We start from the raw sequence: 17,994 nt of genomic DNA, 5'->3' as shown, positions 1-17,994 counted from the left end.
ACCTCGTAATCAAATTTTAGGACTTGCCTCGGGGCCCCCCGCCCCGTTTTTCCCCGCGGAATACGAAAAAAAGCCCCGCCTTCTTTGGGTGGGGGGGATTTTTTGCGTCTGCCGCACTTATTGGCTGGCAAGCAGCAATGCGACTGTTCTCAGTCCACAATGTCCACTTCGCGGTCCTGCAGGCGGCTCATGGCGGCGGCGGAAGAACGCAGTTGGATTTCCTCGCCCCGCTCGTCTTCGATGCGGTAGTCGGTGAGGCCCAGGCTGCTGTCTTTCACCACTTTCACCCATTTGTAGTATTTGAGGTACCACTTCATTTGGCGCGATACCAACCCTTTGGTGTAGTAGGCGTGCAGGAACGGATGCACCGACAGCGTGATGCCCGACTGGTTCTGGTTCACCAGTAGGTCGTCGATGCTGTTGTCGATGTCGTCGGTCACCTGAATGGAGGCCGAAATCTTGCCCGTGCCGCCGCAGGTGGGGCACAGCTCGCCGGTCACGATGAGCTCGGCCGGGCGCACCCGTTGCCGGGTTATCTGCATCAGGCCGAACTTGGTGAGGGGCAGCACCGTGAACTTGGCCTTGTCGTGCCGCATCACGTCGCGCACCGTGTCTTCCACCTTCTTGCGGCTTTCGGCGGCGCGCATGTCGATGAAGTCGATGACGATGATGCCGCCCATGTCGCGCAGGCGCAGTTGCCGGGCCACCTCCTTGGCGGCCAGCAGGTTAATCATCAGCGCCGTGGCTTCCTGGTCGTTTTCCTGGTTGCTCTTGCTGCCCGAGTTCACGTCGATGACGTGCAGGGCCTCGGTGTGCTCGATGACGAGGTAGCCGCCGCCGGGCACGGTCACGGTCTTGCCAAACAGCGTCTTAAGCTGCTTTTCAATGCCGGTTTGCTCGAAAACCTTGATTTTGGAGTTGTGCAGCTTGAGCAGGCCCAGCTTGTCGGGCGCAATTTTCTGCAGGTAGTCGCGCATCTCCTCGTACATCGCCGGCGCGTCGACCATAATGCTGTCGAACGACTCGTTCAGCATGTCGCGCAGCATCGACGAAGTGCGGCCGAGCTCGCCCAGCACCTTGTCGTTGGGCTTGGCGGTGCGCAGCGTGGTGTAGAGTTGCTCCCACTTGGCCACCATGTCCTGCATGTCCTTGTCGAGCTCGGCCACTTCGCGCCCCTCCGCCACGGTGCGGATGATGACGCCAAAGTTATTGGGCTTGATGCTGGCAATGAGGCGTTTGAGCCGGTCGCGCTCGGCCTTACTCACAATCTTCTTACTCACGCTGATGGTGTTCGAGAACGGCATCAGCACGAGGTAGCGCCCGGCCATCGAAATGTCGGTGCTCACCCGGGGCCCTTTGGTCGAAATGGGCTCCTTGATGATTTGCACCACCATTTGCTGCCCTTTCTTGAACACGCCTTCGGCCTTGCCCACTTTTTCGAGCACGGGTTCGAACTTGAAATCGTCGAGCCCGGTACTGGCCCGGCCGTTTTGAACCCCCCGCGCCCACTTGGTGAGGGAGTTGTACTGCTCGCCGAGGTCGCCGTAGTGCAAAAAAGCGTCTTTTTCGTAGCCAATGTCTACGAACGCCGCATTCAGGCCGGGCATCACCTTTTTCACGGTGCCCAGGAAGATGTCGCCCACTGAGTAATTGGTGTCGTTGCGGTCGAAATGATATTCAATCAACCGCTTGTCCTGCAACAACGCAATCCGCTCGCCTTCCTGAGTAGAATTAATCACTAATTCATTACTCAAAGCCTTGGTATAGTTAAGGTAACCCGCTCATGATGCAGCCAAGGCACTAGCCCGAAACCGGCAAAGGGAAGCCAGAACCGATGGCTCTGGCTTCCCTCGCGAGCCACGGAAAAGCACCCAGTCAGCCATACTGCAGCAGGCTACGTGAGAGATAGGCGGCGGGCTCCCTTCCCGTCAGGAAAACTGCCGGCCGCCGCTATGCCCCGTGAGGCTTACTTCTTCTTGTGGCGGTTCTTGCGCAGGCGCTTCTTGCGCTTGTGGGTGGCAATTTTATGACGCTTTCTTTTTTTACCGCAGGGCATGATGCTGGGGGGTTAAGTTGGTGATGTTTTAGTTGTCAGTTGTTGGTTGTCAGTTGTTAGATTCGTTGGGCTGTCGTCAGATAATGACAACTGACAACGAACAACTGACAACTACTTCAATTTGGCAATCTCCTCGTCCACCGAAGCGGCCAGGGCCGGGTCGGCGCTGAGGCTTTTGGCGGCGAGAAACGCCTTTTTGGCTTCTTCCTTGGCGCCGGTGCGGGCCAGGGTTACGCCAAGGTAAAACTGCCCGTTCACGTTCTTAGGGTTGACTTTCACCAGGTCCTGAAAACGAATAACGGCCTTGTCGAACTGGTTGCTTTGCACCGCCAGAATGCCCATGTTGTAGAGGGCCTTCTCGTTGCGGGGGTCCACGGCCAGCACTTCGCGCAGCAGCGTGACGCCCTGCACCGGGTCTTCGGAGGCCATGAAGGCCATGCCGAGGTTGGTTTTGGCGTCGAGGTTGCCGGGCTCGGTTTTCAGCACCTTGCCGTACAGCTCCCGCGCCTTGCCACCCAGCAGCTTTATCCGCTCGTCGGAAGCCGCAAAGCTAAACGCCTGAAAATAAGCGTCGGCGGCCCGCTGCCAGTTCGAGGCGCTGGGGCGGGCCAGGGCCACTTGCTCCAGGTAGTACCCGGCGCTGTCGAACCGTTCCACGGCATCGTAGCGGCGGGCCAGAGTGGTGGCCACCGTGGCGCGGGCCGCGGCATCGGGGGCGGCTTGGTACTGCGCCAGCAAGCCGGTCAGCTCCTGGCGCTGGGCCGACGTAGCGGAGGTGTGCGGCGCGGCGGCCGTGGCTGTGGTGCCGTGGTCGTGCCCGTCGTCGTCGGAGTGCGCGCCGCCGTTGTCGCTGGCCGTGGCCGGCACCGGGCCCGAGGAAGCTGCGGTTTTGGAGCCGTTGGTGGCGGAGCCGCCGCCGTCCCGATTGGCCGTTTTGGCGGCATCACTGCTCAGTTCCGCCTTTCCTTCTTTTGGCTTCACGATGCCCTTGGGCAACACAAATAAGCCCCCGACCAGCGCAAGAGCGGCGGCGAGGACAACCAATTGGTGAGTGGCGGGTCGGGTAGTGGCCATGGGGTGAAAAAAGCCGGCCGCCGGGCTTTTCCTTGCGGAAAAGGCACCGGCGGCGCGGCCGGCAAATCCTGGTTGCTGGTTACTTGTTGCTAATTTCTTGTTCGTTAACCAGAAACTAACAAAGAGAAACCAACCACTAATAATTACGCTTTGGCCGCAACGGCTTTCACTTTCTTGCTGTTCTTGATTTTTGCCACGAAGGTCTTCGACGGCTTAAAGCTCGGGATGTAGTGCTCTTCGATGATGAGCGACGTGTTTTTCGAGATGTTGCGGGCTACTTTCCGGGCGCGCTTCTTGTTTACGAACGAGCCGAAGCCGCGCACGTAAATGTTGTTGCCTTCCGTCATTGAATCTTTTACGACTTTGAAAAAAGCCTCAACAGTCATCAATACGTCAGCTTTCTCGATGCCGGTCTTCGTGGAGATTTCGGCGATTACCTCAGCTTTAGTCACGTTGGTGTGGTACTTAGGTGGTTAAAAAAATTACGTTTTTAGGCAAAAAATACCCGAATTCCAGCGTAAGCCCTTGCCCGGTAGGCGGTTCGCCCCTGAATTCGGGCCACAAAGGTAGCCCCCTTTTTCCGTTTTACCAACCGCCCTTTTGAAACAGCGCCGGGGCTCAAATTATTCGCATTCACAATTTTGGCAAACCTTACCCCCCGGCCTTCCTTCCTGGCCGCCGTGCTCCTGGCCTGGTACCCGCGCCACCACCGCGACCTGCCCTGGCGCCACACCCGCGACCCGTACGCCATCTGGCTGTCGGAGGTCATCCTGCAGCAAACCCGCGTGGCGCAGGGCCTTCCCTACTACGCAACGTTCCTGGCCGCCTACCCCACCGTGCAGGCGCTGGCCGCCGCGCCCGAAGCCGAAGTGCTCCGCTACTGGCAGGGCCTGGGCTACTATTCCCGGGCCCGCAACATGCACCACACCGCCCAGCAGGTGGTGGCCGAGCACGGCGGCCAGTTCCCCGGCACCTACGCGGGCCTGCTCCAACTGCGCGGCGTGGGCCCGTACACGGCGGCGGCCATTGCCTCCTTTGCTTTTGACGAAGCCGTGGCGGTGCTCGACGGCAACGTGTACCGCGTGCTGGCCCGCGTTTTCGGGCTGCATTCGGACATCGCCGCGCCCAGTTCGCGCAAGGAGTTCCAGGCGCTGGCCGACCAGCACATCCCGGCCACGGCGCCGGCCGATTTCAACCAGGCCATTATGGAGTTTGGGGCCATTCAGTGCACGCCGGCCAAGCCCGACTGCCTGTTTTGCCCCCTGCAAGCCTCCTGCTGGGCTTTTCAGCACGGGCAAGTGGCCTTGCTGCCCGTGAAGAGCAAGGCCAAGGCGTCGCGCACGCGCTACTTTCACTACTTCGTGTTGCGGCATGGCGAGCAGACGTACCTGCGCGAGCGCCGGGAAAAGGACATCTGGCAGGGCCTCTACGACTTTGCACTAGCCGAAACCACCGTGCCCGAGTTGTCTCCGGCCGAGTTGATGCGCCACCTCGATGCCCTGGGCGCAGCCCTCGATACCAGCCAGGCCGCCGAGCCCACCGCTGCCTACCGCCACGTGCTGAGCCACCAGAAGTTGGAGGCGCGGTTTCACCCGTTGGCCTTGGCCCGGCCGCTGCCCGAAACCACGCTGCGCGACCTGGGACTGCGGGCATATTCGGCCGCCGAGATTGAGGCCTTGCCCAAGCCTCAACTGATTGCTAATTACTGCAGCCAGAACGGCTGAGCACACACCTCCCATTTATATTAGCTATTGCTGCTTATTTAATTAGCAACACGCTAGAATATGCGAAGTTAATTTTCTATCTTTGAAGCAGAAAGGGCCGGGTGGCCTTTTCATTTTTGTATTTCCTAACGTGCATTAATATGGCCGGAGTAAACAAAGTAATTTTGGTAGGCAACCTGGGTAAAGACCCCGAAGTGCGCCATTTGGAAGGCGGCGTGAGCGTGGCTCATTTCACCTTGGCTACCAATGAATATTACAAGGACAAGCAGGGCACCCGCGTGGAACGCACCGAGTGGCACAACATTTCGGCGTGGCGCGGGCTAGCCGACATGGCGGATAAATTTCTTAAAAAAGGCCAGCAGGTGTACATCGAGGGCAAGCTGCGCACCCGCCAGTACCAGGATAAGGACCAGCAGACGCGCTACATCACGGAAATCATCGCCGATGAGATTTCGATGCTGGGCGGCCGTCCGCAAGGCACCGGTATTGCGGTTGCTGATGCAAACGGCCACGCCGTGGCCGAGCCCCAGCAAAGCTTCCGCCAGGAGCCGGAACTGGACCAATTGCCGTTTTAGCCGCTGGCCGGCGACCTTGAGAATTAGGCCCCGGCACCAAGCCGGGGCTTTTTTCGTTGCCCTCGGCGCGGGCTGGCGGTTACCTTTGGGAGGCTGGCCGTGGGCTGCTCCGTGGCAGCAACTTCACAAGCAGCACAAACTACGTGGTAGCCTTACTAAAAAATCTTACTGTTGCGATAACGGCCCTGGCGCTGCTGGCGGGCTGCTCGTCGGCGCCAGATTTCACGCCCAAACCCAAGGGCTACAACCGCATTGACTTGCCGCCGCACCGCTACCAGGTGCTGGGGGGCGGCCACCCGTATTCGTTCGAATACTCCAGAGAAGCGGTGATTAAGCGCGACTCCTCCTACCTGGCCCAACCCCACTGGTTGAACGTGTACTACCCGCGCCTGCACGCCAACGTGCAGATTACTTACATGGACGTGCAGCGCGACCGGCGCCTCTACAACAAGATGATGGAGGACGCCCGCAAGCTCACCGGCAAGCACGAAATCAAGGCCACGGCCATTGATGAGCGGATTCTGAGGACGCCTAGCGGCCTGCGGGCCTCGGTATTTGAGCTGCAGGGCGAAGTGCCGAGCCAGTTCCAGTTCTACACCACCGATAGCACCAAGCACTTCTTGCGCGGGGCGCTGTACTTCCAAACGGCCACCGCCAACGACTCGCTGGCCCCCGTGATTGAGTACGTAAAAACCGACATGGAGCGAATGCTGAATACGCTTAAATATCGATGAGGAATGAGGAATGAGGAATGAGGAGTTGTCGTTTGGATAATTCCTCATTCCTCATTCTTCATTCCTCATTCTCAAAGGATGAGTAACTTTTTCAATACCCGGCTGGAGTTTTTGCGCACGGTGGGCAGCACCCAGCGGGCGCAGGTGCTGGGCAAGGAATTGGGCTTGTTTACCTACGGCGACCTGATTCAGCGCTACCCGTTCCGCTACCTCGACCGGACGCAGGTGTACAACGTGGCGGACTTGCACGACGACCTGCCCTACGTGCAGGTCAAGGGCATGTTGCGCGGCAAGGAATTGTTAGGCGAAGGGCCCAAGCAGCGGCTGACCGCCAAAGTGGGCGACGGCACCGGCGAGCTGGAACTGGTGTGGTTCAAGGGTATAAAATGGGTCCAGCAGTACACCAAGAACAACCAGGAATACATCGTTTTTGGCAAGCCGACCATGTTCAACGGCCGGCCCCAGATGGCCCACCCGGAGCTGGAGGAAGTGAGCGAAGCCAAGCCGGGCCAGAGCTTTTTGCAACCGGTGTACAACACTTCGGAGAAGCTCAAAAACTACCACCGCATCGACAGCAAGGCCATCATGCGCATGGTAGCCGAGCTGCTGAAGCTGGCCCAGTCGCACGTGGTGGAGTCGTTGTCGCCGGCCCTGACAGAACGGTACGCGCTGATGAGCAAGGCCCAGGCCATGCAGCAAATTCATTTTCCGCAGAGCCCGGAGCTGCTGGCGGCGGCCCAGTTCCGGCTCAAATTTGAAGAGCTATTCTACATCCAGCTCAAGCTGCTGCGGCAGCGCGACCAGCGCAAGGTGACGCTGGCGGGGCAGATTTTTAATCAGGTGCCGACGCTGGTAGACTTCTACAAAAACCACCTTTCGTTCGACCTGACCGGGGCGCAAAAGCGCGTCATTCACGACATCTACAAGGATTTTTGCTCCGGGCAGCAGATGAACCGGCTGCTGCAGGGCGACGTGGGCTCGGGCAAAACCATCGTGGCCTTCATCGCCATGCTCATGGCGGCCGACAACGGCGCGCAAAGCTGCATCATGGCGCCCACCGAAATCCTGGCCGACCAGCACTACACTGGGCTGAAGGTATACGCCGACGCGCTGGGCATTCACATTGGCAAGCTCACGGGCAGCACCCGCACCGCCGACCGGCGCGTGCTGCACGAGGCGCTGCGCAACGGCACCATGCACATGCTGGTGGGCACCCACGCCCTGCTCGAAGACGTGGTGCAGTTCCGCAATCTGGGCTTGACGATTATGGACGAACAGCACCGTTTCGGGGTGGCGCAACGCTCTAAGCTGTGGCAGAAAAACCCGCACGTCATCCCCCACGTGCTGGTGATGACGGCCACGCCCATCCCGCGGACGCTGGCCATGACGCTGTACGGCGACCTCGACGTGAGCGTGATTGACGAGCTGCCCGCCGGCCGCAAGCCCATCGTGACCGTGCACCGCTATGACGCCAACCGCCTGAAAGTGTTCGAGTTCATTCGCGACCAGGTAAAGCTGGGGCGGCAAGTTTACATCGTGTACCCGCTGATTGAGGAGTCGGAAACGATGGACTACAAGGACCTGACCGACGGGTACGAAAGCGTGAGCAGGGCTTTCCCGGAGTTTCAAATCAGCATCGTGCACGGGCGCATGAAGGCTGACGAAAAAGACTACGAGATGCAGCGCTTCATCAAGCGCGAAACCCAGATTATGGTGGCCACCACCGTCATCGAGGTGGGCGTGAACGTACCCAATGCCTCGGTGATGGTCATTGAGAGCGCCGAACGGTTCGGACTTTCGCAGCTGCACCAGTTGCGCGGGCGCGTGGGCCGCGGGGCCGACCAGAGCTACTGCATTCTGATGACGGGCTTCAAGCTGAGCACCGACGCCCGCACCCGCCTCGAAACCATGGTGCGCACCAACAACGGCTTCGAAATTGCCGACATCGACCTGAAGCTGCGCGGCCCCGGCGACCTCATGGGCACCCAGCAAAGCGGGGTTCTCGACCTGCTCATCGCCGACCTTGCCAAGGATGGCCGTATCCTGAGCGAGAGCCGCGCCGCGGCCCAGACGCTGCTGACCGAAGACCCCGACCTGCTTCACCCCGACAACGGCAACATCCGGCGCCACATCGAGAGCTTGCCGGCCACGGCCCTGAACTGGAGCCGGATTAGCTGACCTGGCAAGAGTCGAGAAACGGCAAAAAAAAACGGCTTCTGGGAAGCCGTTTAAACTTTCCAGTTAAAACATCTCAGCGAGGAGTCCGCTGCCACTATGCTGCGGCTGAACCGGCTCCTGAGTCGGTTTCACGGGCTCCGAAGTCAGCACTTGGTGCACCAGCACAACCGAGGTGTCCGGGGCAACGCTGCTTTCCACTGTTTGCGCCGTGACGGCCGGAACAGGCTGCTTGGCAAGTCTACCACCCACTATAAGGGCCAATAAAAGCGTAAATTTAAGTAGCGACTTCATAATATAATCAATCGTTGCGGGTGCAAATGTACGACGGGGCTGATACGAGAGTGGTTAGGGGGTGTTTATGGAATCCGTTCAACCAATAAGAAAACGCGACTAACTGGGTGCATACCGGGTTTAATAAGCAAAAGACCAAGACGTGCACGGAGCCCCAAATTGGGCCTTTTTGGATGACACGAAGTAAACGTGCGCCCTGTACGAAAGTGACAAAGGGAGTGTTATGGTTGGGAGACGTTTTTGTTAGCCGGGTAACTGCTGCTTACCCAAGGGTCCTCCCCGTTGGTCAACCGGTGACTTACAATGGGTACTTTTGAGCGTTCCAAGGGCTAAACCCATTCGGATTATGTTTCAGCTACCCCCAAGTTTTATGGTACGTCGCGCATTGGTGATTGGATTGATGGCGGCCGCTCTGGGGACCACCCCCGCGCCGGTGGCGGCTCAAAAGGTAAAGTCGGCCCCGTTCAGCTACTTGCCCGAACAGGGCGCCGACCGCTACGACATGCGGGTGCCGCGCAAAACCCTCCCGCTGGCCGACGGCTCGGGCTTCGTCATCCTGGCCCACCAAAGCGCCGGTGGCTACGCCGTGGAGCGCTACGACGCCGACCTCAAAAAGCAGTGGAGCACCCCCATTCCGGTGGCGCCTGGCGAAACCCTGGAAGCTTTCGGGCGCGGCCCGCAGCAGGCGCTGGTGGTGCTGCACCACAAGGACGAAAACGGCCAAAACCTGGCTGCGGTATCCGTGAACCTGCAAAGTGGCCAGCGGAGTGCGGGGAAAGTAGTGATGGCCGCCCCGCCCCGCGACCGCCGGCCGGGCGTGTCCATCTCGCCCGACGGCACGCGGCTGCTGGCTTTTCGCTACCTCACCCGCGGGCAGCAGGTCAAGAGCATCGCGGCCACGTTATTTGACCAAAACCTAGTTCAGCTGCAGGAGAAAACCTATGATTTTCGCGACCTGGGCGACTTTTTCTCGCCGGCCGCGCACGTGGCCAACGACGGCACGCAGTACGTAACGCTGATTAGCGACGGCATGAAAAAACTAACCGTGCGCCGCTACCCCGCCGACAAATCCCCCGAAATAAAGGTGCTCGGCGTGCCCGTGGGCGGCACGTTTGGCGGCAGGGCCGTCACCATTCGCGACGCCAAATTTACGGTGTTGAACGATGGCAGCCTGTACGCCGCCGCGCTGTGCGCCGACTACGCCACCGGCGAGTACTACAGCCTGAAGGTGGTGAAGTATGATTTCAACGGCACCGGCGACATGAAGTTTTCGCCGGAATTCCGCTTCACTCCTGCGTATTTGGCCGAAGTAGGCAAGGCCAGCGGGCTCGACGTGAAGCGGCTGGATGACGTGTATCTGGGCGAGCTGGTGCTTACGGCGGAAAAGCAGCTGGTGGTGGTGGCCGAAAAGCATTTCGAAGACGGCGGCAGCGAGGCCCCGGTGCACGCCCGCGAACTGCACGTGTTCGGCTACAATGAGTACGGCCAGCCCACCTGGCACAGCATTGTGGCCAAAAACCAAGTGGCCCCGGCCGTGGATGCCTACACGGGAATCGGCTTCCGGGCGGCGGCCTTTGGCAACACGGTGCAGCTGCTCACGCTGGAAAACCTCAACAAAAAATCCGACCTCTACCTACGCAGCATCAATGCCCAAACCGGGGTGGTTAGCCCTCCCGAGCGTTTGAAGCTGAACGTCGCGGATGACAAGCAACTAGCTTACGTAAAAGACTTTACCGTGTGGCTGGGCGAAAAGACCATTGTGGGCGTGAGCCGGCCGAGCAAGAAGTCGGCGGCGCTGCAATTGGAGAAAATATTGGTTAAGTAACCCATGAGAAGCAAGCGCAACTGGATGGGCCGGGCCGCCTGGACTACAGTCGGCGTGCTGGCGCTGTTCAGCTTTGTGCTGTTCAACCAATCCTACCGCTTCACGCATTTCGACACCGGTTTGGTGCTGCCCACCGGCCCTCCTTCCGGCCTGACCATCGCCAAGTACGCGCTGCTGGGCCTGCCCAATGCTCGCCCCATAGATGGCCCCGCCCCCGATACCGCGTATCAGGACGTGGCCTTCACGGCCGCCGACGGCACCCACTTGGCGGCGTGGTACGTACCCGTGGCAGAGCCCCGCGGCACGGTGGTCCTGTTCCACGGCTATCGCGGCGAGCGGGCCGGCCTGAGCCCCGAAGCCAAAGGCTTTCGTCGCCTGGGGTTTAGCACTTTACAAGTAGATTTCCGCGGCTCGGGCGCCTCAGAAGGTAATTTCACGTCCGTTGGCTACGATGAGGGCCAGGACGTGAAGGCAGCCTACGACTGGGCATTCAAACAGAATGTGAACCAGAAAGTCTACCTCTTCGGCGTAAGCATGGGGGCCGTAGCCGTGCTGCGCGCCATGAGCCAATTCCCCAACGGTATGCAGCCCAACGGCCTGATTCTGGAGTGTCCGTTCGGCACCATTCTGGATGCCTCCCGGGGCCGGTTGCGCACTTTGCACGCGCCGGAAGAGCCGCTGGCGCACCTCATCGTCTTCACCGGCAGTTTGCAAAATGGCTTCTGGGGCTTTGATTTTGATGCCGTGGCCTACGCCCGCCGCGTGCGTACGCCCACTCTATTGCAGTGGGGCGAGCGGGACCCGCGCGTAACCCGCCAAGAAACCGACGCCATTTTCGCTGCTCTCCGCGGCCCCAAGCGGCTGGTGCTGTACCCCGACGCCCAGCACGAAAGCTACGTCCGCAAAGACCCCGCCCGATGGGCTGCCGCCGTCGCGGGATTCCTCAAATAACCGCCGCAATGGCAGTGAACGGTAAAAAGCAAGGGGCTTAGGAAGCAAAAATGCCTTTTGAGGTCATAATTGACTCAAATACATGCACTTATATGCAAATCAGTTTTCAGTTCATTTGTGCCATGTAAAGCACTCTCTTTAAGAGATTTTAATGATTGAATTTCAGCCATTTGCAATCAATAATTAGCTGGTTGACCGAGTGGTTTGCTTCCTAAGCCCCAAAGCAAAAAGGCCGCTCCTGAAATCAGGAGCGGCCTTTTTACCTTGATTCGGAAAACCTAGAAGCTGTACTCGTTGGCTTCAATCACCACGGCGGCCACGCGGCGGCGGGCGTCGCGCACGTTCAGCAGCTCGGTTTTGGTGAAGCGCTTCAGGCCCATGGTGAGCAGGCGCTGCTCGTCGCCCTCGGTCATGCTGCCGATGGCGTCCTTGCCGGCTTTCTCCACCGAGTCCACGGTGTCGGTGAGGTAGACGCGGGCGATGTCGGCTTGCACGGCCAGGGCTTCGGCGCCCTTGGTGGCGGCTTCTTTCTCCACGCGCAGCAGCGTGCTCTCGGCCACGTACACCTTGATGGCCATGTCGGCGATGTTCATCAGCAGCTCCTGCTCCTTGGCGAGCGTGGCGGCGTACTTCTGCACGGCCGTGCCGGCCACCATCAGAATGGCTTTCTTCAGGTTGGCAATGGTCTTGAACTCCTTGCTGAACAGGCCGGTTTCTTCTTCCTGGCTCAGGCTGGGCATGCTCAGCAGCTCCTGCTGCACGGCCATGGCCGGGCCCATCAGGTCAATTTCGCCCTTCAGGCCCTTCTTCAGAATCATGTCAACCGCCAGCAAGCGGTTGATTTCGTTGGTGCCTTCAAAGATGCGGTTGATGCGCGAGTCGCGGTAGGCTCGGTCCATCGGGTAGTCGGCCGAGAAGCCGTAGCCGCCGTAAATCTGCACGCCCTCGTCCACCACGTAATCCAGCACTTCCGAGCCTTCCACTTTCAGAATGGCGCACTCCACGGCGAACTCGCGGGCGGCGCCCAGCAGGGCCTCGTTGGCGCCCTTGCCTTCGGCCAGCAGCTGCTGCTCCATGCGGTAGATGTCGGAACCGGCGCGGTAAATAGCCGATTCAACGGCGTAGAGGCGGATGGCCTGCTGCGCTACCTTGTAGCGGATGGCGCCAAACTTGGCAATGGGCATCTTGAACTGCACCCGCTCGTTGGCGTACTTCACGCTGAGCGTGGCGGCCATTTTGGCGGCGCCCAGGCAGGCAGCGGCCAGCTTGATGCGGCCGATGTTCAGCACGTTGAAGGCAATGAGGTGGCCCTTGCCAATCTCGCCCAGCACGTTCTCCTTCGGCACAGTGCAGTCGGACAAGAATACCTGCCGGGTGCTGCTGCCCTTGATGCCCATCTTGTGCTCCTCGTTGCCGAGGCTCAGGCCGGGCGTGTCGCGGTCCACGATGAAGCCGGTGAACTTGTCGCCGTCAACCTGGGCAAACACGATGAACACGTCGGCAAAGCCGCCGTTGGTAATCCACATTTTCTGGCCGTTGAGCACGTAGCTGCTGCCGTCGGCGGTGGGCATGGCCTTGGTTTTGGCGCTCAGCGCGTCGGAGCCGGAGCCGGGCTCGGTGAGGCAGTAAGAGCCCATCAGGCTGCCGTCGGTGAGGCCGGGCAAGTACTTGGCCTTCTGCTCGTCGTTGCCGAAGTACAGAATGGGCAGCATGGCGATTCCCGTGTGAGCGGCAAACGCCACCGGAAACGAGTGGCCGCCGCCCACGCCCTCGGTCACCCGCAGGGCCGTGGTGAAGTCCATGTCCAGCCCGCCGTACTGTTCCGGGATGCTTACCCCAAACAGGCCCAGTTGGCCCGCCTTCTCCATCAGGCCGCGCATGAGGCCCTCCTCGTGGTTATCGAGGCGCTCGAGCAGCGGGTGCACCTCGGCGGCCACGAAATCGAGGCAGGTCTGGTGCATGTAGTTCTGCTCCTCGGTAAAGTCGGCGGGCGTGAACACGTCCTGCGCGTCGGTCGGCTTGATGATGAACTCACCGCCTTTGAGGGTCGGTTTTTGCGATACTTCCATGACGGTTGGTGTGGGGTTTGAGTTTAGAAGTGTTAGGCACGCCTACTATTTGAGTAAACAATGAGCCGGCTGGTTTAGTATTGCAAGATAGTAAAAAATGTTAGGCACGCCTACTACTTCACGTAAAGAAAACCCCGGTTGAACGGGGAAATCCCGGTTGAACGGGGTTTATTGATTAAATCAGAACGTCATGCTGAGCGCAGCCGAAGCATCTCGCTCGTCTCGTTGAACGATTGAGTCACTTCCCCGCGCGAGATGCTTCGGCTGCGCTCAGCATGACAGTTCAGTTAGCTGCAACGGCCGTTACTTCAGCAGCTCGTAGATGCCGGCGACGCCCTGGCCGCCGCCCACGCAGGCCGTGACCATGCCGTACTTCTTGCCGCGCTCGCGCAGCTCGTCGAACAGCTGGATGCTGAGCTTGGCGCCGGAGCAGCCCAGCGGGTGGCCCAGGGCAATGGCGCCGCCGTTCACGTTCAGCTTCTCGGGGTCGATGCCCAGTTCACGTACCACGGCGAGGCTTTGCGAAGCAAAGGCTTCGTTCAGCTCAATCAGGTCGATGTCTTCCAGCTTGAGACCGGCTTGCTTCAGCACTTTGGGCACGGCCTTGATGGGGCCCATGCCCATGATGCGCGGGTCCACGCCTTCGGAAGCGTAGTTTACCATGCGGGCAATGGGCTCCAGGTTCAGCTCCTTCACCAGGCGCTCGCTCATCACCAGCACGAAGGCGGCGCCGTCGGAGGTTTGGGAGGAGTTGCCGGCCGTGACCGAGCCGTTGGCGGCGAACACGGGGCGCAGCTTGCCCAGGGCTTCCACCGAGGTGTCAGCGCGGGGGCCTTCGTCGGTATCCACCACGTAGGAGCGGGTTTTCTTCTTATTGGTGGCCTGGTCCACGTAGGTTTCTTCCACGGTTACGGGCACGATGCTTTTGGCAAACTTGCCGCCCTGAATAGCTTTGATGGCCTTCTGGTGGGAGTTATAGGAGAACTCGTCCTGGTCCTGGCGGCTGATTTTATAGTCTTGGGCCACGGCTTCGGCGGTGAGGCCCATGCCCATATAGTAGTCCGGGTGCTTGGTGGCCAGGTTGTAGTTGGGCACGGTTTTCCAGCCCACGGTGGGCACTAGGCTCATGCTTTCGGTACCGCCCGCGATGATGCAGTCGGCCATGCCAGCCGAGATTTTGCCCACGGCCATGGCGATGGTTTCCACACCGGAGCCGCAGTAGCGGTTCACGATAAGACCCGGCACGTTGATGGGCAGCGCCAGCAGCGAAATCAGGCGGCCCATCTGCAGGCCCTGCTCGGCCTCGGGCACGGCGTTGCCAACGATGACGTCGTCGATGCGCGTGGGGTCGAGGGCCGGTACCTGGGCCACGAGGTGCTTGATGACGGCGGCGGCGAGGTCGTCGGGCCGGGTAAAGCGAAAGACGCCGCGCGGGGCTTTGCCCACGGCCGTGCGGTATCCGGCGACGATGTATGCTTGTTGAGACATGAGATTATGAGATGTGAGACATGAGCCTATTAGCTCATAAGTCCATGAGTAATGTTTTGCGAAACGCATACATCATGCGTTGCCATTGGTCAATCTTGTCGCTGACGAGCTGTAGCTGCTCCGCTGTAATATAATTGAATTTGGCAGCTAAAATGAACTGCGTTTCTAATTCGTAAGAGGACCCTTTAGCTATTGCAAGAAAGCGGGCAAAATCCTTTTCACTCTCACGCCCTGCACCTTCGGCAATGTTTGATGGCATGGAAACCGCCGCCCGACGCATTTGCGAAATCAACCCAAACTTCTCGTCATTAGGAAAGTCCGCGCACCATTCATAAGTCAGACTGGCAATATCCATCGCAGCTTGCCAGACTTTCAGGTCTTTGAATCGATGCTGCATTGTGACTATGAGACTGTGAGATTGTGAGACGTGTGACTATGAAAAATTTTGACGGAGCAGCCATCTTAACTCCCACTTCTCACAGTCTCACGTCTCATCTTAGTTTCGCAGCGGCTTGCCCGTGGTCAGAATCGACTGAATCCGCTCCAGCGTCTTGCGCTCGCCGCAGAGGCTCAGGAAGGCCTCGCGCTCCAGGTCCAGCAGGTACTGCTCGCTCACTTCGGTGGGCGACGACAGGTCGCCGCCGCACATCACGTAGGCCAGCTTGTCGGCAATGAGCTGGTCGTGGGTCGAAATGTAGTTGCCCTGCTGCATGGCGTAGACGCCGGTTTTGAACATGGCCAGCGCACCGCGGCCGTGCACTTTGACGTTGGTTTTCGGCGTGGGCTGGGTGTAGCCGGCATCGGCCATTTCCAGCGCGGCGGCTTTGGCGGCGGCAATGACGCGGTTCGAGTTCACCACTATTTCGTCGCCCCGGCGCAGGAAGCCCAGGTCGAAGGCCTCGGCGGCGGAGGTCGAAACCTTGGCCGTGCTGATGGTCATGTAAGTGTTACGCAGCAGGTTGAATTCGGGCTCGCCTTCTTCGTACTTGGCGGCCGTGCGCAGGGTCATTTCCTTGGTGCCGCCGCCAGCCGGGATAACGCCCACGCCGAATTCGACGAGGCCCATGTAGGTTTCGGCCGCGGCCACCACCCGGTCGCAGTGCAGGTTAATTTCGCAGCCTCCCCCCAGCGCGAGGCCGTGCGGGGCGCCCACCACCGGAATGCTGCTGTAGCGCATCCGCATCATGGCGTTCTGGAACTGCGCAATCATCATGTTCAGCTCATCGAACTCTTGCTCCAGCGCCTGCATGTAGACCAAGCCCAGGTTGGCACCGGCCGAGAACGCCGGGGCGTCGTTGCCAATCACGAGGCCGCGATAGCCGGCTTCGGCCATCTCCACTCCTTTGAGTAACCCTTGGATGACATCGGTGCCCAGCGAGTTCATCTTGGAGTGAAATTCCACGTTCAGGATGCCGTCGCCCAAGTCAATGACCGAAGCGCCCGCGTTCTTCCACAGCACCTTGCCGGTGGTGCGCAGGTTGTCGAGGATGATAAAATTCTCGACGCCGCGAATCGGCTGGTAGCTCTTCGTTTCAGCGTCGTAGTACTCCTTGCTGCCGGCCGCGTTCACTTTGTAGAACCTGGTGTGGCCGGCGGCCAGCATTTCCGTAACCCAAGCGGCGGGCTGCTTGCCTTCGGCTTGCATTAGCTCGATGCCTTTGGGCACGCCCAGGGCGTCCCAGGTTTCAAACGGACCCATTTCCCAGCCGAAACCGGCGCGCAGGGCGTCGTCAATCTTGTAAAGTGCATCGGTGATTTCAGGCACGCGGTTGGTCACGTAGGCGAACAGGCTGCCGAAGCTCTTGCGGTAGAATTCGCCGGCCTTGTCCTTGCCCGTCACCAGCGCGGCGAAGCGCGGCGCCAGTGCGTCCATGGTTTTGGTCAGCTCCAGGGTGGCGAATTTCACCTTGCTGCTGGGCTTGTACTCCAGCGTGGCGAGGTCCAGGGCCTGGATTTCCGACTTGCCGCCTTCGCCCTTCACTTTCTTGTAGAAGCCCTGGCCGGTTTTGTCGCCCAGCCATTTGTTCTCGCCCATTTTCTTCAGGAACTCGGGCAGTGCGAACACGGCTTTGGCCTCGTCGTTGGGCAGGCCCTGAGCCAAGCCGTTGGCCACGTTCATCAGCGTGTCCAGGCCCACTACGTCCGAAGTGCGAAAGGTGGCCGACTTGGCGTGGCCAATCACCGGGCCGGTGAGCTTGTCCACTTCCTCCACTGTCAGGCCCAACTCCTGCATAATGCGCAGCACGTCCATGATGGCGAACACGCCCACGCGGTTGGCGATGAAGGCCGGGGTGTCCTTGGCCAGCACCGTGGTTTTGCCCAGGTACAGGTCGCCGTAGTGCAGCAGGAAATCCACGATGGCGGCGTCCGTGTCCGGCGTCGGGATAATTTCGAGCAGCTTGAGGTAGCGCGGCGGGTTGAAGAAGTGCGTGCCGCAGAAATGCCGCTTGAAGTCCTCGGAGCGGCCCTCCGTCATCAGGTGAATCGGGATGCCGCTGGTGTTGCTGGTGATGAGCGTGCCCGGCTTGCGAAACTGCTCCACGCGCTCGAACAGGCTCTTTTTGATGTCGAGGCGCTCGACCACAACTTCAATCGTCCAGTCGCAGCCGGCAATTTCCTTGAGGTTGTCGTCGAAGTTGCCGGTTTTGATGCGGCTGGCGTCGGCCTTGCGGTAGAGCGGCGAGGGGTTGGCGGTGACGGCGGCTTGCAGCGCGGCGTTCACCAGGCGGTTGCGCACGGCTGGCGCGTCCAGCTTCAGGCCCTTCTTCTCTTCGTCGGGCAGCAGCTCCTTGGGCGCGATGTCGAGCAGCAGCACCTGCACGCCGATGTTGGCGAAGTGGCAGGCAATGCGCGAGCCCATGACGCCGGAGCCCAGCACGGCTACTTTTTTGATGGTTCGGTTCATCCTCTTTGTGGGTGGGTATAATTTAGGAACGTCATGCTCATCTGGCGTCCGCGCAGTCTATGCATCTCGCGTGCTGGGTTAATTAAATCGTACAACTATGCGAGCGATTTGCTTCGACTGCGCG

At 59.9% G+C, this 17,994-nt stretch carries 13 protein-coding genes; 6 read left to right on the top strand and 7 right to left on the bottom strand.

Features of this window, described 5'->3' with window-relative positions; genetic code table 11:
* Nucleotides 1-149 precede the first annotated feature (149 nt).
* From RMO51_RS05895 to RMO51_RS05885, 3 genes are all read right to left on the bottom strand, one after another.
* Nucleotides 150-1,754 (bottom strand): Rne/Rng family ribonuclease, encoded by a 1,605-nt coding sequence (locus RMO51_RS05895; RefSeq protein WP_310392893.1) that lies wholly within the window; start codon nucleotides 1,752-1,754, stop codon nucleotides 150-152.
* Nucleotides 1,755-2,167: 413 nt separating this feature from the next.
* A complete protein-coding gene (locus RMO51_RS05890; protein ID WP_310392891.1) occupies nucleotides 2,168-3,130 on the bottom strand; it encodes a tetratricopeptide repeat protein in 963 nt (320 codons plus the stop codon).
* A 143-nt stretch (nucleotides 3,131-3,273) separates the two neighbouring features.
* The gene (locus RMO51_RS05885; protein ID WP_046244842.1) at nucleotides 3,274-3,582 is read right to left on the bottom strand and encodes an HU family DNA-binding protein; all 309 of its coding nucleotides are present in this window, start codon (nucleotides 3,580-3,582) and stop codon (nucleotides 3,274-3,276) included.
* Between the two features lie 189 nt (nucleotides 3,583-3,771).
* Here RMO51_RS05885 and mutY point away from each other — a divergent pair, with 189 nt between their 5' ends.
* From mutY to RMO51_RS05855, 6 genes are all read left to right on the top strand, one after another.
* Nucleotides 3,772-4,854: an A/G-specific adenine glycosylase gene (gene mutY / locus RMO51_RS05880; protein ID WP_310392888.1), complete on the top strand. Its 1,083-nt coding sequence runs from the start codon at nucleotides 3,772-3,774 to the stop codon at nucleotides 4,852-4,854.
* Between the two features lie 140 nt (nucleotides 4,855-4,994).
* The gene (locus RMO51_RS05875) at nucleotides 4,995-5,429 is read left to right on the top strand and encodes a single-stranded DNA-binding protein (protein WP_310392886.1); all 435 of its coding nucleotides are present in this window, start codon (nucleotides 4,995-4,997) and stop codon (nucleotides 5,427-5,429) included.
* Nucleotides 5,430-5,572: 143 nt separating this feature from the next.
* A complete protein-coding gene (gene gldD, locus RMO51_RS05870; RefSeq protein ID WP_310392884.1) occupies nucleotides 5,573-6,163 on the top strand; it encodes a gliding motility lipoprotein GldD in 591 nt (196 codons plus the stop codon).
* Between the two features lie 78 nt (nucleotides 6,164-6,241).
* Complete coding sequence (recG, locus tag RMO51_RS05865; RefSeq protein ID WP_310392882.1) at nucleotides 6,242-8,341, top strand: ATP-dependent DNA helicase RecG; 2,100 nt, start codon at nucleotides 6,242-6,244, stop codon at nucleotides 8,339-8,341.
* Nucleotides 8,342-9,002: 661 nt separating this feature from the next.
* A complete protein-coding gene (locus tag RMO51_RS05860; RefSeq protein WP_310392881.1) occupies nucleotides 9,003-10,457 on the top strand; it encodes a hypothetical protein in 1,455 nt (484 codons plus the stop codon).
* 3 nt (nucleotides 10,458-10,460) lie between these two features.
* Entirely contained in the window at nucleotides 10,461-11,408 is a 948-nt protein-coding gene (locus RMO51_RS05855; RefSeq protein ID WP_310392879.1) for a serine aminopeptidase domain-containing protein, read from the top strand.
* Nucleotides 11,409-11,686: 278 nt separating this feature from the next.
* Here the strand turns inward: RMO51_RS05855 and RMO51_RS05850 are convergent, their stop codons facing one another.
* From RMO51_RS05850 to RMO51_RS05835, 4 genes are all read right to left on the bottom strand, one after another.
* The gene (locus RMO51_RS05850; RefSeq protein WP_310392878.1) at nucleotides 11,687-13,477 is read right to left on the bottom strand and encodes an acyl-CoA dehydrogenase family protein; all 1,791 of its coding nucleotides are present in this window, start codon (nucleotides 13,475-13,477) and stop codon (nucleotides 11,687-11,689) included.
* Between the two features lie 303 nt (nucleotides 13,478-13,780).
* On the bottom strand, nucleotides 13,781-14,965 hold the full coding sequence (locus tag RMO51_RS05845; protein WP_310392876.1) for an acetyl-CoA C-acyltransferase: 1,185 nt from the start codon (nucleotides 14,963-14,965) through the stop codon (nucleotides 13,781-13,783).
* A 34-nt stretch (nucleotides 14,966-14,999) separates the two neighbouring features.
* Nucleotides 15,000-15,362: a four helix bundle protein gene (locus RMO51_RS05840; protein ID WP_310392874.1), complete on the bottom strand. Its 363-nt coding sequence runs from the start codon at nucleotides 15,360-15,362 to the stop codon at nucleotides 15,000-15,002.
* Between the two features lie 99 nt (nucleotides 15,363-15,461).
* On the bottom strand, nucleotides 15,462-17,870 hold the full coding sequence (locus RMO51_RS05835; RefSeq protein ID WP_310392872.1) for a 3-hydroxyacyl-CoA dehydrogenase NAD-binding domain-containing protein: 2,409 nt from the start codon (nucleotides 17,868-17,870) through the stop codon (nucleotides 15,462-15,464).
* Nucleotides 17,871-17,994 lie beyond the last annotated feature (124 nt).

This window comes from Hymenobacter sp., assembly GCF_031398885.1.
Lineage (GTDB): Bacteria > Bacteroidota > Bacteroidia > Cytophagales > Hymenobacteraceae > Hymenobacter.
The sequence above is the reverse complement of the archived record's forward strand: the minus strand, read 5'-3'. Positions and strand labels throughout refer to the sequence as shown.

Excerpts from the sequence above, each read along its gene's own strand:
- RMO51_RS05860 (WP_310392881.1), top strand. The coding sequence starts at position 9,003 with ATGGTACGTCGCGCATTGGTGATTGGATTGATGGCGGCCGCTCTGGGG.
- RMO51_RS05850 (WP_310392878.1), bottom strand. The coding sequence starts at position 13,477 with ATGGAAGTATCGCAAAAACCGACCCTCAAAGGCGGTGAGTTCATCATC.
- RMO51_RS05835 (WP_310392872.1), bottom strand. The coding sequence starts at position 17,870 with ATGAACCGAACCATCAAAAAAGTAGCCGTGCTGGGCTCCGGCGTCATG.
- RMO51_RS05845 (WP_310392876.1), bottom strand. The coding sequence starts at position 14,965 with ATGTCTCAACAAGCATACATCGTCGCCGGATACCGCACGGCCGTGGGC.
- RMO51_RS05890 (WP_310392891.1), bottom strand. The coding sequence starts at position 3,130 with ATGGCCACTACCCGACCCGCCACTCACCAATTGGTTGTCCTCGCCGCC.
- RMO51_RS05855 (WP_310392879.1), top strand. The coding sequence starts at position 10,461 with ATGAGAAGCAAGCGCAACTGGATGGGCCGGGCCGCCTGGACTACAGTC.
- RMO51_RS05875 (WP_310392886.1), top strand. The coding sequence starts at position 4,995 with ATGGCCGGAGTAAACAAAGTAATTTTGGTAGGCAACCTGGGTAAAGAC.
- recG (WP_310392882.1), top strand. The coding sequence starts at position 6,242 with ATGAGTAACTTTTTCAATACCCGGCTGGAGTTTTTGCGCACGGTGGGC.
- RMO51_RS05840 (WP_310392874.1), bottom strand. The coding sequence starts at position 15,362 with ATGCAGCATCGATTCAAAGACCTGAAAGTCTGGCAAGCTGCGATGGAT.